Here is a 15,704-nt window from a genome sequence, read left to right on the forward strand (position 1 = left end):
CCCCAAAGAAACCTTATGAAAAAACAACTACTCTTTATCCTATGTCTGCTTCAGGTTGCGTTTGTATTTTCACAAAATTTTCCTGTACGTGTCACGCCGCAAGGTATTCCTCCTTATCCAAATAGCTTATCAGCATATGATAATACCGATCAGTTAAGAAGTCCGATCAACCTGCTGATAGAGTTTAACGATTTGACGGCTGCAAGTCGCGCCGTGCAATTAAAAGTTTCTATCGAGGGCACCAACATTACAGCAATAAGCAAAGCTGTGATTACAGGCGCTCCTAATATTACGCTTGATGCAGGATTTCCTTTGCGTTTAACTAATGCCGAGCTTGCTCCTTATTTTGCCTTACAAAATTTACAAAGCATTTCTGCACAGCAATACAACAATACGCTGCCCGACGGTCTTTACCGTATTTGTTTTGAAGTTTTTGATGCTTTTAACGGTAACAAACTATCAAACACAGGCTGTACAAATATCTTTTTGGTGAGCAGCGATCCTCCGTTTCTTAACAGACCGGAAAATCAAACGAATCTTACCGAGCAGAATCCTACTAATATCCTCTTTCAGTGGACACCAAGGCATGCGGCAGTCCCTAATGTATCCTATGAATTTAGTCTGGTAGAAATCTGGGATCGCTATGCCGATCCACAAGCAGTATTTTTAGCATCTCCGCCGATATATCAGGATATTACCACCGCTACCAATTTATTGTATGGTCCCATACAACCCCTCTTATTGCCGGGAAAACGTTATGCCTGGAGAGTACGCGCGATAGCTACTAATGCAGGTGAAGAGGTATCTGTTTTTAAAAATAACGGCTATAGCGAAATCTTTTGGTTTGATCACGCCAGTGATTGTACACCGGTAAGCGCTGTCCAAGTACAAGATGCTACGCTAACCACAGCGACTATCAGTTGGATAGGACAACCTGAGCATCTGGATTATACGATTAAGTATCGCGAAAAAGACGGCAATCGTTGGTACACTAAAACTACCCCACGAGATTATATTACTATTGAGGAGTTTAGACCGGATACTGTGTATGAATTTGTGGTGTTGGGTAATTGTGATAGCGAGAGCTATGGTGAATCTCCTCTACAAGAGTTTAGAACCCTGACCCAAGAATTAGCAGAATATACGGATTGTGGTATCGCACCTGAGGATGTGGATCTGTCCAACCAGGAATTGCTTACTGAGCTGCGTAAAAACGATGTCTTTACCGCAGGAGATTTCCCGGTATATGTCAAAAAAGTATCCGGCTCGACCACCTTCAGTGGAGAAGGATACATTAGCACCCCCTGGCTGGCAACCGTACGGATCCCGGTTACCTTTGATAATATTAAAATAAATACAGATAAGAAACTGGTAGATGGATTTGTCATTACTACCTATGATCCTAATTGGGGGAGTATTCTGGATGCAGATGCGGTGATCGAAGAGGCTACCGGAGATCCGGGAGACAAAAACGTGATCAAAGTTGACTTTGATATTATTGACGTCCAAGTCAGTAAAGATGGTAAAACGGTTACTTTAATAGGAAAAGACGGCCAAGAAGTAGTACGCGAAGGCGGCAAAGATGTGGTCTATCAAGATAGCAAAGGTGAGAACTGGGAGGTAAGCGCAGATGGCACGGTAAACAAAAGCCAACAAGCTGATGGCGGCCCTGCAACTACCGAAACTACCGCAGGTATGGGCGGCAGTGGTGTGAATGAAATAACCTCAACCGAGGTACGAATTCATTTTGAAAAAGGAAACGGTTATTATGCCTTTGATCCCTATCCAACAGTCACCACCGGTACATTAAACGATGCCTATACTACGATCGATATTGCGGGCGATGGCACCTATTACCCTCCCTACAAAGCAATCTCTAACCTGCCCGGGCACTCAACAGATATGCTTCTTGCAAAAGCTACCTTTCAAAATAGCGAGTATACTACCGAGGATATTGTTTTTAAGACTAAAGAGGGAACAGAGATCCCTGCCGAATGGGCTGGTAATACAGCAACGCTTACGTTAGAAAAGAAATTTGACTTTGTAAAAGAAGAGATCATTGCTACCGTAAAACCTAAAGATTCTACCCAACAATATACAATCGCAGGTACGGCGAATTATTGGCATTTAGCGTCGCAAGAGGTAACCGATATTAATGTAACACTAGTCCCTGTAAATGGAGCCAGTTTGAATGGTATCGCAGAGCGTATCAACCAAATTTATAACCCAGCCGGAATTAATTTTGAAGTGACTGAGGGTTCTCCTTTAGCTATATCAGACCCGACCATTGATGTGGGTAACAGCACCTTATTATCCCAATATACAGACGGAGAAAAAGCCTGGATTGAACAGTTTAAAGCACTAGGTAGCTATGAGCGTGATACCTATTACTTATTTGTGACGGACATCCCTCCTACAGATGCAGATACAGATGGTTTTATGCCATTAAAACGGCAGTTTGGATTTGTATTTGCCGGACAGGACAAAGGTCGAACGGCAGCACACGAATTAGGACACGGAGTTTTTGGACTAGAACACACATTCACAGAATATAACACCGATCAAGGAGCTACCAACCTCTTAATGGATTATGGCAACGGTACAGCGTTTACCCATATGGATTGGGAAAAAATGCATGCACCCGGCTTACAACTCTATTGGTTCCAGGGGGATGAGGATGGGGAGAATTATTCCACACGGGGATATTTCAAAGATTTGCAATTTGGTCAAAATGATGACTCTAATAAAACCTTTACCTTTTTAACACCAAGTCAGGAACTGCTAGTATTACCTAACAATGTATCTAACGTAACCAAATTTTATGGTTACTATGGAAATAGTCTGTTTGATGATTTGTCCAAATTCAATCAATTTATGACTGTTGTTCCAGGAACTATAGCAAAATTTACAGTTGAGGATAAAACATATAAAGCAAGAATAGTTGAACTTGGAGAAAATGAATATTCTCTGAAAGAATATAGTACAGATAATGGTGAAGTCTATGAATTATCTGATTATAACATTGAATTAAATGAAAAAAATAGTGCCAAAGCCATAATATTTGGAGTCCACGAAAGTGATAGATATTCTTACCATGCTCTAATTATTAACGGAAATTATTCACATTTTTCTGAAAATTCCAGAATAGTCCCAGTAAAAGATTTTATAGTACAAATAGATGCAGAAACTCAAACTAAATCTTTAGACATTCAATATTCAGGATCACAATATTCAATTACCAATGAAGCTGTTAATTGGGTATTTGCTGAAGCCAATTATTCTACTTCTGATAAAACTTTTCTACTTAGAAACAAAATTCTTGAGCTTAAATCATTATATCCTAGATTGTTAGATGAAATCTCATCTCAATTCGGGAATTGGAATAGACAAAACCTATGTAGTGGTGGAGGTAAATTTGAATTACTTTTAAGACAAGAATATTGCGATCCTCAGACTAGTCAAAGAGAAGGAACCACATCTTATTCCATCAAAACCGATGCTGATATTTCTGATTCAGCTGAAAGTTGGTTAAGCAAATTCTATGATTATCTAAAAGCTAATGTAAACAATGAAGCTAACAATATTGCTTCCTCTCTTTTAGATTATAAAACAATTCCAGGAAAAATTGAAGAAGATAATTCTCAGAGTATAGCATATGTAATTAATATAGCTTCGCAAAATGATATTGGTCAGTTAAGTGCTGAAACTATTTTAAAAATAATTTCAAAGTTTGTCAATGAAACTTTCACTCAAGAAAGTAATAGAGCCAAATATGATCTTGAAGGAGCAATCATAAAGTTAATCCAATACGCCAATAAAAATATTAATAAGCCTATCATAGAAGGTATTGAAAAACCGAATATACTTAATCCTGACAAAGTCTTAAGTGAGCAAATTTTCTATGCCGTTGATGATGCATTTTTATTCTTTGGATCAGATAATAAAAATGTTCTGATCAGAGAGCTAACTAAAAAAATGTTTAATTCTCAAGAGTTATATGATGCAAGACTATCTGATGCCATCAATGATATTGAAAAAAGATCATTTGTTTTTGAATATACTAATGTCGTGGGTAGAGCACTGGTAGAAATTGGCAATATTAGTTCAGAACAATTGACTTATGGCTTTATAGAAGCTCCGCTATCTGATTATTATCAAACTGAAACTATAAATAAAGATTTCATCACAGATAAAAACGATTCTAATTTTGGCAAAATAAAATTAACGCAGCTTACACAATCTGGATTTAGAAATGTAACAATAGATGACAAAACCAAATTCAAAGTCGATTATAGTAATGAGGAATATTTTAAACCATTTGACTTAATATTTCTTACTAATAAATCTAACTTAACCAGTGCAAAAGCTTTTGAAAGCGGTGTAGGTTTTGATCCAAAAATTTATCCCATACCTGCAATAGCAGTAGCTTATGTTTCACAATCTGGAGAAAATCAAACCACAGCCGATGGAATTTTTACAGTGATAGACGTAGCAAGTTTAGCAGTATCAGGTGGTGCACTAAATATTGCGACTAACCTAACCAGAGCCAGAAGAATTTTCTACACGGCTGACGTGATAAGTAGTATGGCTTCTATTGGAGCTACATCCGTGAGTGATAATGCTGAATTAAATGAGCTTAAAAATATTCTGCAAATAACATCTGCGCTTTCCGGTATTGTTAGTCTGGGTGATAACGTTTCTAACATCAATTTCAAAAATCTACTGATTACTGCTAAAAACAAAGTAGATGAAGCAGAAGAGATAGCGTCTGATATACGAAAACTTTCTCAGAACATAAATCAAATGAGTTCTGCTGAGGTAGGAATTTTTGTAAGAAAGTACGAAAAGGTTTCTGACAACTACTTAGGATATGCGCTTAAAGATTTACAAGATGCGAAACATGCAAATGATACTGATGCCTTAACGCTAATTAAGCAAGCTATAACTAAAGTTTTAGATGCTAAGTCTGACAACAGGCTCAATGCTATTTTCAAAAAAATTGACATAGCGGATCAAAACTCCCTCGAGTTATACGAAGCGGTAAATAAGCTGGAAGAATTAGAAAAAATTAGATTCTTAAATGATTTTGAAAATACTGCGACAAATGAACTAGTTGAACTTGCTAAAGATCCTGAACTTCTTGAAGTTTGGAAAAAATGGGGTAATCCTGAAAATGAATTAGTTAAAAATTCAGGTAATCGAATTTATGATATTTCTGATTTAAAGGCATTTAAAAGAGTCTATCTGCGTAAAGAGAGACTCATAACTTTCGATGATTTCTATAACAAAACACTTAGCCAAATAAAAGAAGTTATTGACCTTAAGGCTGAAGGTTATAAGAAGTTCGCTGTAGAATTGTTTGAATCCTGGGATAATGGTTATAAAAATAATAAGTCGATTACTGAAATGCAATCAGTATATCGAAAGTATGGTCTTGATCCTAGTCAGACTTATCCTCCTAATGAAGGTGTATGGGGATTATTGGAAGAGCCCAGAATGCCTAGTATAGATGAATTATTTGACCGTTTCCAAACACGCGAGTCTTTGGGAGGAGGTTACGCAGGATATTTAGAAAGTCCAGATGCGGTTGCTACTATTTCTGCAAGAGCCCTTAAAGAAAATTATTCTGAAATTGCTGCTAATGGCGATGACTACTATTACTTTCTATTTAAGCTTAAAGAAACACCTAGCGATTTAAAATTTGAGTATGGCGAGGCCATGCCCTGGTTTGGTGAAACAGGAGGGGCGATACAGATCAAATCATCAAAAGGTCTCCATGAATTTGGAAGCGAAATAATTGTTGTTGAAAAATGGAAGCTTGTAGATGGAGCTTGGACCCAAATTGCAGGTGATTTCCCAACTTACAGTAGAAATGGATTTAAAGTAGACACTGAATCAATTGATAATGCTTTTACCCATATTAATGATGTAGAATTAAACGGAATGGGACAAGTAAAGTACAATAACGGCAGCCTCATTGGGTGTCATAACATAAATAATTTTAGATCTCAAACAATTTCCAATGGAGGAAGAATAGAAATTATAACAGAAACTCCTAAAAATACTTCAGGAATAGTCGAGATCGAATATAAAGTTTTAAAAAATGATGGGTCTGGTGATTTTATGTCAAAAAGTGATGGGACTATAAAAGCTTTTACAAAAACAACCTTTGATCCAGTAATTTTTTCAGAATTTAAAATAAAACAAATTGGTTACGATGCATTTAAAAATGCTATTGCAAACAACACCTTTGATCAGCTAAGTATATCAAGATCAAATAGATCATTCTCTGGAAATGTAGGTAGTATGACTATCGAAGGTTTTTATAAAGAAGTTGATGGAGATAAGGTTATAAGTACTTGGTGGATATCAAATTAGAATATTATGGAGTATGAATTAGTTTTAACGGACAAATATCTTTCTGATAACGAAAAAAATAAAATTTTATTCGAAATTAAGAGAATTGATAATAAACCTATTGATTCTTATAATAACTTAATTGGTTTACTTCCTACCGTTAAAATAGAAAATTACCCATCATTTTTATTTGATGTATCCCAAGAATTTGATTATAGTCAAATGGAATATTCTCAAATAATTTTCGGAGAATATAAAGACGAGGATGGTCAAATTAAAGTTCCTTTGAATTATGTTGGATTTAATGTAATGGATGATATTACTTTAACGGACAAAAGCCAGTTTTTCAACTTAGTACTTCAATTTGCTGAAAAAGCACTAAAAGGAGTTAACGAATTTCAATTAATTGATAAAAAAATAGTTGATGATAATTGGGTTAAAAGTATCATAGAAATTATACCACAAATAAAACTTAAAATAGAACAATATAGCTTTTTACAAAAAAATGGTAAACTAGTTAATTCAACTTCATCGAATTTAGAAAATACAATAAGAAGAAAAAAACTGTATAAATTTTATGACGGTTTGAAAACATTTAATATTGATAAAACATACGATAATTGGTTATCATCAACCGACTTTAAAGTTTATTCTAAGTCCTACATTGAATATGATAACAACAAAATTGAACTCTTCAGTAAGCAAACTAAAAAGATAGATAGAAATTCTACTATAGCGAAAGAAACATTGGAGTATGTAGCAGAACAATTTGGATTTGTATTCAATAATAAGGATGAATTTTCATTTTACAACGAAAAATACAAATACGACACCTATTACTTAGTATCCCAAAAATACGGCGACAGCTATCTATTAACAATATTTTCTTTAGGAGGAACCAAATCTCCTGAAAGTATAACGATATATGGATTGTGGGAGAGCCCAGAACCCCTCTGGCGCTCGTTTGAGCGAAGCGGAAACGAGTGACAAAACAAAAAAAGCGTTTGTAACGCGATAAGTGATAAAAATAATTAAGTAAAAAAATGCACTCGTTGCAAACGAGCACCAGAAAAAATATAAAAAACCAACATACCAACAAAGCCCACTACGCATGAAACACTTCTACCTACTTATACTTACCTTACTTCTTACGTGTACTACGTTTGCCGGTATTGGTGATAAAGCAAAAACGAAATCCAACACAGCCACAACCACTACGCCAGTATTACCGCCGGTGCAGTTACAACGGTCTTTTGGAGCGTTGGATCAGGCAGTGAACACCCAATTGAAAGAGTTGTCCACAGCGTCAACGGTTCGTGACTTCTCACAGCATGAGCTGTACACACGTTTTGAGATGGATACGACTGTCAACGCTTTGCGATCAGAAGCAAAAACAGTGATTGATGAGTTGGTTGCAGAAAATAAGTTTTTGGAGAGTTTAACCGATTATTTAACCGGAGAAACCCCCGTTACCCTCCCCATAGGGATCAAAAAAGAGATTGGTAGCTCTGAGTTTATTATGGGGGTGAGTAAAATCAAATTAGGTAAAGACTATTCGGAGTTGGAAATTTTTGTACGTCTTAAGTTGCCCCAAATTGATGAAACCGGGCAGCAAAAAGAATTGTTTTTTGGTGCCAGCGGGGTAAAGCTATCCCACAAAGGTGGGTTGTTTGGTTCGGCAGATTTAGTGCTATTAGGTGATTTTCCGGTACGACTACAGGGTAAAAGTGTATTGATGGTGTTACAAGGTGGGTATGATCTTAAAACCGGTAACCTTGATAAAAAAACCTATGTAACCATTGATTGTGATGGTTTTAAAGAATTAGGAATTGCCGCAAATGTAGAGTTTTCCAGAGAAAAAATACTCCCTGTTACCGCAGCAAATGAGATCGATAACTCTACCATCGGAGATACTAAAATAAAAAAGAAAGTAACCACCAGCTTTGAACTCGTAGCCAGTGACTGGAATGATGTTTTGGTAGAGATCAACTTGCCACGATTTCAAATTCCTTCTTTAAAAAACACCATTTTTGAGGTGAATACCGCCGTATTTGATTTTAGCGATGTACGTAACTCGGCTGCTATCAAATGGCCGGAGGGCTATCAGGAAAAGTATTTGATTTCGGGAGAAGAGAATATCTGGCAAGGGGTATATGTCGAATCTTTGACTGTGGTACTTCCCAAACAATTTGAAGAACAAAATAACAGCAAACGCATCAGCTTTGGAGCCGAAAAATTGATTATTGATAACAACGGAGTGTCGGGGACTTTTTCTGCCAACAACGTATTACCTTTGGACAAAGGATCCGCCGGAGGATGGCAATTCTCGGTAGATAGTTTTAAAGTAATTTTTGTAGCCGGCACCTTTGCCGGTGGTGGTTTTGGAGGTAAAATGGTACTTCCTGTTTCTACTTATCAGGGAGGAAGTTCTGATAAAAGCGATACTACCGCCTTGGATTACACGGCATTAATTGACGCATCAACCAATGAGTATACCTTGACCGCCAGTCCTACAGAGTCTTTAGGATTTGACCTCTTTAAGGCCCGGGCAACCATTACTGAGAATAGTATCATTGAGCTTAAACTAGACGATGGCAAATTTCGTCCAAAAGCTATTTTACATGGCAACATGGCAATTAAAGGCTCTAATAATGGGTCGAAATCATCCACCGCCACCGCCGATTTTGAGGGTATTCTCTTTGAACACTTTCAACTACAAACCGTTAGTCCAAAACTAAAAATTGGCTATGCGGGCTATAAAGGGGAGGTAAAAGTAGGCAGTTTCCCTGCATCGATTTCAGAAATTGCGATTCGTGCCGATGGCGAAATTGCAGCCCTGGACTTTACCATTGCTATCAACTTGATGGATAGTGATGGCGGTTTTAGCGGTGCAACAAGCCTTTCTGTAGAAGGTGAGCTCGGTGAAAATCAAGGCCTTGAAAAATGGAAATTTAAACGTATTAGATTACGACGTATTGACATCGCAGCCGATGTCGGTTTTTTAATCGAAGGCTTTGTTGAGTTTAGAGAAAATGATCCAATTTATGGCGATGGTTTCAGTGGACAAGTTAAAGCTACGTTTAAAGGAGGTATTGCGGTTACTATTAATGCAACTTTTGGTAAAACGACCTTTAGATATTGGTATGTAGATGGATTAGTAGAAGGGTTACACTTAGTAATACCCACTGGGTTTGTCGTTACTGGATTTGGTGGCGGTGCGTCGTATCGCATGCGTAAAGATGGCTATAGTTCCAATATGGGCATCGGTACCTCTGGTGTAAAATATGTTCCTGATGAAAACAGTGGTCTGGGCGTTAAAGCGATGATGTTATTTGAAGTCACAGGAGGCGGCAGTGCCGTTAACGGTGGTTTTGGATTCGAAATTGCCTTCAACCGTCATGGCGGTATTAATCGAATAAGCTTGTATGGTGAAGCGCATATGTTGCAAACCCCTGGCTATGATGATGCAGGAGATGAAATGGGTGAGAATTTAGGGGGCATAGTCGAAAATGAATCTCAGATTCCCGATGGGGTAGAAAATCAACTAAAGGAGTCAAACTTAATCGAAGCTTCTAAAGCGATATATCCGGCTACTATGACCGGTCAAAAAGGACTAAACGCCTATGTCGCTATAGAATTTGACTTTACGCAAGATACCTTTCACGGTACTTTTGAATTATACATTGATGTTTTCGGTGGAGTGTTCAAAGGTGTGGGTGCCGGCGGACGTGCCGGTTGGGCAGTAGTTCATTTTGGTCCGGGCGAATGGTATATCCATGTGGGAACCCCCACTGATCCTATAGGCTTAAAAGTAGGAATTGGCAGCGTGGCTCTTACAGCCAAGAGTTACTTTATGATGGGAGATTATATGCCGGCTTCTCCTCCACCCCCTGCCCAAGTTGCTAAGATTTTAGGTATGGACGCCGCAGAGCTTGATTATATGCGGGATGAAAATGCATTACGCGGGGGACGCGGAATCGCATTTGGATCCAGCTTTGATTTTGATACTGGCGACATGACGTTTTTGTTCTTGTATGCTCGTTTTAATGCAGGATTTGGTTTTGACATTATGGTAAAAGATTATGGGGATACTATCTGTAGAGGCAGTGGTCAAATCGGAGTCAATGGATGGTATGCTAATGGTCAGAGTTATGTGTATTTACAAGGATCGATGGGTATAAAATTTAAACTCTTCGGGAAACGTAAACGTATTCCGATTATCGAAGCGGGTGCCGCAACGCTGATGCAAGCAAAATTACCTAATCCGGTATGGATCAAGGGCTATCTTGGTGGTTATTATAATGTCTTAGGGGGTCTGGTGAAAGGACGCTTTAGATTTGAAATGCAGTTTGGAGAAGAATGTGATATCATTAGTGGTGGATCCCCTTTGGGTGACATCAAGATAATTGCTGATGTGAAGCCTAGGAAGGATATGCGCGATGTCGATGTGTTCGCAGTACCACAAGTATCTTTTAATATGGCGGTAGGCAGTACCATTCGTATTGAAGATGAAGAGTATAAAGTACATGAATATCGTTTTAAGTTAGATGATTTTTGGTTAAAAGATAATTCCGGACGAATTCTGAGAGGTGAGCAATCGTGGAATGAACACAATGACTTATTAAGCTTTACTTCGACAGAAGTATTACCGCCAGAAGAACAACTAAGCTTATTTGTATCGGTAGCCTTTGAAGAAAAAATAAATGGCAGATGGACACCGGTAACACATAATGGAGAACTTTTAAAGGAAGATGAAAGCCTAAGCTTTACAACGGGCACAGCACCTGATTACATTCCGTTAACCAATATTGAGTATTGTTATCCGGTAATTGAACAGCAATACTTTTTACCAAAAGAACATCCAAATGGGTATATCAAATTAAAACGAGGACAAGAGTATCTTTTTCAATTACAAGCCGGATGGGCGCAACGTGCTTATCTTATTGATGATAATGAAAAAGCAACGGAGAGCAACCTGTCCTATAACGTAGGACAAAAACAAGTTAATTTCAGCTTACCTGAAATGTCAAACTCCATGGAATATCAAGCGGTGTTGCTTACTTTGCCTCCGGCGGCAGCCAAGGGAAGCGTAAACAGCAATTATAAAAGTAAAGATCTTGGCAATGGAAATACGGTGGAAACCAAAAGCAATACGATTGAAGGACTAACGACTAATCCTGAGACCATAGAAATGCTTAGCTATAGTTTTGCTACCAGCGAACACGATTCGTTTAGCGCAAAAATGAAAGACAAAAAGTTTCGTTCTCCGTTACGTGAAATAATTTACGCAGATGTACACAAGCTAAAAGCAGTGGTGCGTAAAAGTGAACCTTTTGATAAAGTTGAATTATCAGGAAATCAATATTCCGGTGGTAAGGCATTGGTGAAAGTAGAAGCGATACTTTCAAACAACACCTATTATGAGGAAGAGGTGTATCCACTAGTTTATAAGGATTATCCGATTAATGATTCATTAACCGTGGATCGGGATATCTCCATAATGGGATTACCTCCCAAAAAAGGGATGGATCAATTAACCTGGTATCACTCGTATCTCGAGAGTCAGCCAAGCAGTGACTACTTGGATACCCGAATGCCACATACCTATAATTTACCCATTTATTTTAAAAGAGATTTTATTGATATACAATATAAAGTGGTGAACGCCTACTTGAATGATCCGGACACCTATGCGACAGAGGTTGCAAAGTATGATTACATCATCAATGGTCGTTTTCCTTATATAAAGAAAGGAAACTATAACTCCAAATACCAATATGTACTCCCGGGCGGAAAAGCAGGTACGCGAAGCAACTTTATGTATGTTAACCCAAACTAATTAAAGAAACATGTCAATTTTTAAGTTATCATATAAAACATCAGTCCTTTTTGTCCTTTTAGTACTGGGTACTCAGCACTTCACTTTTGGACAGACCAAAGAAGCTACGCACGAAGTGAAAGTGATCTCAAGACCACAAGAAGATCGGATTTTGCTACGATGGGTTGCCAACACCCCCATCTCTTGGATCAAAGGAAATCGTTACGGGTATACACTAGAGCGCTATACGATTTCGCGAGATCGAAAAACGTTGCCTAAACCTGAAAAAATAATCGTAGGGCAAAATTTTAAACCTGTACCGATGATGGAATGGGAAAGTTTATCCGAAATTAATGATTTTGGTGCTACTATGGCACAAGCGCTATGGGGAGAAAGTTTTGTAGTACAAGGCGGTGGCGGCCTGGCTTCGATAATTAATAAAGCTGAAGAAACACAACAACGTTTTGCTTTTGGGTTGTACGCGGCAGATCAAGATTTTAATATCGCACAAAAAGCCGGATTAGGGTATATTGATACTGCTGTAAAGCCTAATGAGAAATATCTTTATAAAGTAATTGCTAATACACCAACTACCGAGTTAAAAATAAAAGAAGGTGGTGTGTTTACAGGTATTATAGATTATGAACCTTTACCGGAGCCTGTAGATTTTGTCGGTATTTTTCAGGATAACAGCACCTTACTTTCTTGGAATTCTACTTTGTTAAAAAACACCTACAACAGTTACATTATCGAACGCTCAGAAGACGGCGAGCGGTTTAGCAAATTAGGAGATCTGCCCTACACTGCTATCCAAAAAGAGAAATCAGAAAACGATCGAACCATATACATTGACTCCATACCAAACGACAAAGCATATTTTTATCGAATTAAAGGCGTATCCTCTTTTGGAGAAGTAGGTCCCATCTCCAATGTGGTAACCGGAGAAGGAAAGAAAGTGCTAAAATTTGTGCCGCACTTGCTCTCAAAAACATTCAAATCTGAAAGTGAAGTTGAACTTACTTGGGAGTTTCCTGAAGAGGGCAATGCAGATATAAAGGGATTTACCTTAAAAAGATCCGATACAGATCGTGGTGCCTACATTCCGGTAGTGGAGAACATCCCACCCACGGCGCGTAAAATAAGCTATACAAAGCTGCGGGCATCAAACTATTTCAAAATTACCGCAAATGGTAAAAATAATAATTACCGTGATTCTTTTACCATGCTGGTACAACCTGTCGATTCAATTCCGCCGGCGAAACCTCAAAAGTTAGAGGGTCGTGTAGATAGTACAGGCGTTGTTACCCTACAATGGAAGGCGAACAATGAAGAAGATTTGCTTGGATATCGCGTTTTTCGCGGAAACTTAGCTAAGGAAGAGTTTTCTCAGCTCACACAATCTCCGCAAATGAATCCGACCTATGTGGATACAGTTAATATAAAAAGTCTAAACAGTAAGGTGTTTTACAAAATTGTAGCGGTGGATCAACGCTACAACCTGTCTCCGGCTTCTGAGGTATTAGTGTTGAAAAAACCAGACATCATTCCGCCTACCCCACCGGTATTTAAAACATTTACTACAGATAAGGGAACCGTAGAATTAAGCTGGGCAAATAGTTCTAGTGATGATGTAGCTGCACATTACATTTATCGCAAACAATTAAGTGATCCTACCTGGCAATTAGTTTTTCAAGCCGCTGATCTTACAGACCGTTCCTATGAGGATACCAATGTTGAGGAAGGGAATTCTTATAGTTATATTATTATTGCCAGAGATGAGAGCGGATTAGAATCTCAACCGGGATCGCCGGTTTCTTTGCGTGTCTCAAGTACTGGTCCAAAAAATAGTATTCGTGGTTTATATGGAGCGATAAACACTTTTGATAAATCGATCGTTTTAAGTTGGGGAGCAAAAGGAGAGCAAATTACCTCGTACGAACTCTATCGTAAAGTGAATGACGCCCCCCTTACCTTGTACAAAGTTTTACCCAAAGGCTCCAAACTATTCACCGATACGAAGCTCACTATTAATTCTACGTATACATACAGAATTCGTGCGATTTTTGAAGATGGAAGTTATTCTAAGTGGAGCTCGGTTGAAGTAAACTATTGATAGTATGAAGAAGGTTTTATGTTTTTTAGTGTTTTTATTGTTATGTTTGAGTTCAAAAGCTCAGGTAAAATATAAAATTGAATATGATGTCTCCATTGAGGTTAAAAATGGAGGTAATACTTTTGCGACCTATACCGTTGATGTAGACCTTAAAGCATTACCGGACAACAGACGTTATAAAATCCTTAGGGCATCAGTAACGAACGGGTTTCCTCAAAATTATAAGAGAAACGAAATTATTACTTTACCTGAAAAGGCAAATAAGCTCTTAACTACTACAATGTTCTCTTATTATCCTAGTGGGTCTACTTGCGATGGATCAGTCTCCGAAGAATGGAATTTCGAAGATTCGATTTGTTATAGACCAATCTTATACGATCTTAATTGCAATAATGTCACTTCTGAATATTTCCGTATCTACGAACTAGTACCTATAAGAGAGGTAAATAATTATAATGCTGCCACGAATCAGATTCCAGAATGTGAAGGCAAAAAAATAAGGATAACCAATAGCTTAAAATGTTCATCACAACAACCACTCTATGCTTTAGAATATGATGCAGATGGAATTGCTGGATTTGAAGGAACTTTATTGTCTTATGGAGCAAATCCAATTGAAGTTGATCTTCAACTTTCAGATTTCCCAGGACTAAGTATTGGAGAAAACTTTAATATTCGATATCGATATACGGATGAACCATCCAATAATAGTTATTCTAATATTCTGACATATCAATTTATAGGATGTTCCCCTAAAGTAGTTAACGTTTCTCCCACCAAGACGAATTGCTCTGATAGTACCGATGGCGGGTTCGTCTTAGAATTAGATAGAACTATTGAAGCTACTGATGCTTTAACTTTTGACTTATTTATAGTTGATAATGACGGCGCAAACGTTTTGGAAGTAGATCCAGAAGTTATTGCATATCGTGATGAAATAAAATTAATAGGTGGTAAATATTATTATACCTGGCCCAATTCTTTGAATATCGGAAGGTATCGGGTACAATTCCAGACAAATTCTTCTGCACAGCCTGAAGTGTCCCCTATCTTTAGGATCTCATCACCCGATCCGGTTTCTTTTACAACATCAAGTACTGATATTCCATGCGCAGCAGCTCAAGGTGAATCTCAATTTGGTACAATCACTATTAACGCCACTGGAGGAAATACTCCGTACGAATATCAAATCGATGATGAACCTTGGATTGAGTTTTCCGGAAGTACAACAGTTTCAAAAGAAGTTGGAACATATGCCATTAAAGTTAGGGATAAATATTACGCTCCTAACAATGGAGGGTGTGTTGCTAAAAATCCTGATAAATCTGTAAAAACTTTAACAGAAACCATCAGTCCCGCTACTCCTATTGTTATAAATGGATCCACCAAGGATGCTACTTATGCAGGACGCGCTAA

The 15,704-nt window shown here is 37.9% G+C and carries 5 protein-coding genes; all 5 read left to right on the plus strand.

Features of this window, described 5'->3' with window-relative positions:
• Nucleotides 1-15: 15 nt before the first annotated feature.
• Nucleotides 16-6,378, plus strand: coding sequence for a hypothetical protein (locus tag ACJRPK_RS16020; RefSeq protein ID WP_407141421.1), 6,363 nt, complete (start codon nt 16-18; stop codon nt 6,376-6,378).
• A 6-nt stretch (nt 6,379-6,384) separates the two neighbouring features.
• A complete protein-coding gene (locus tag ACJRPK_RS16025; RefSeq protein ID WP_407141422.1) occupies nt 6,385-7,344 on the plus strand; it encodes a hypothetical protein in 960 nt (319 codons plus the stop codon).
• A 124-nt stretch (nt 7,345-7,468) separates the two neighbouring features.
• A complete protein-coding gene (locus ACJRPK_RS16030) occupies nt 7,469-12,196 on the plus strand; it encodes a hypothetical protein (RefSeq protein WP_407141423.1) in 4,728 nt (1,575 codons plus the stop codon).
• A 10-nt stretch (nt 12,197-12,206) separates the two neighbouring features.
• Nucleotides 12,207-14,288 (plus strand): hypothetical protein, encoded by a 2,082-nt coding sequence (locus tag ACJRPK_RS16035; RefSeq protein ID WP_407141424.1) that lies wholly within the window; start codon nt 12,207-12,209, stop codon nt 14,286-14,288.
• 4 nt (nt 14,289-14,292) lie between these two features.
• Nucleotides 14,293-15,704, plus strand: a 1,412-nt coding sequence (locus ACJRPK_RS16040) for a SprB repeat-containing protein (RefSeq protein ID WP_407141425.1), incomplete at its 3' end; no start/stop codon positions are given.

The sequence above is a fragment of the Aquimarina sp. 2-A2 genome, from assembly GCF_045505135.1.
Taxonomy (GTDB): Bacteria; Bacteroidota; Bacteroidia; order Flavobacteriales; family Flavobacteriaceae; genus Aquimarina; species Aquimarina intermedia.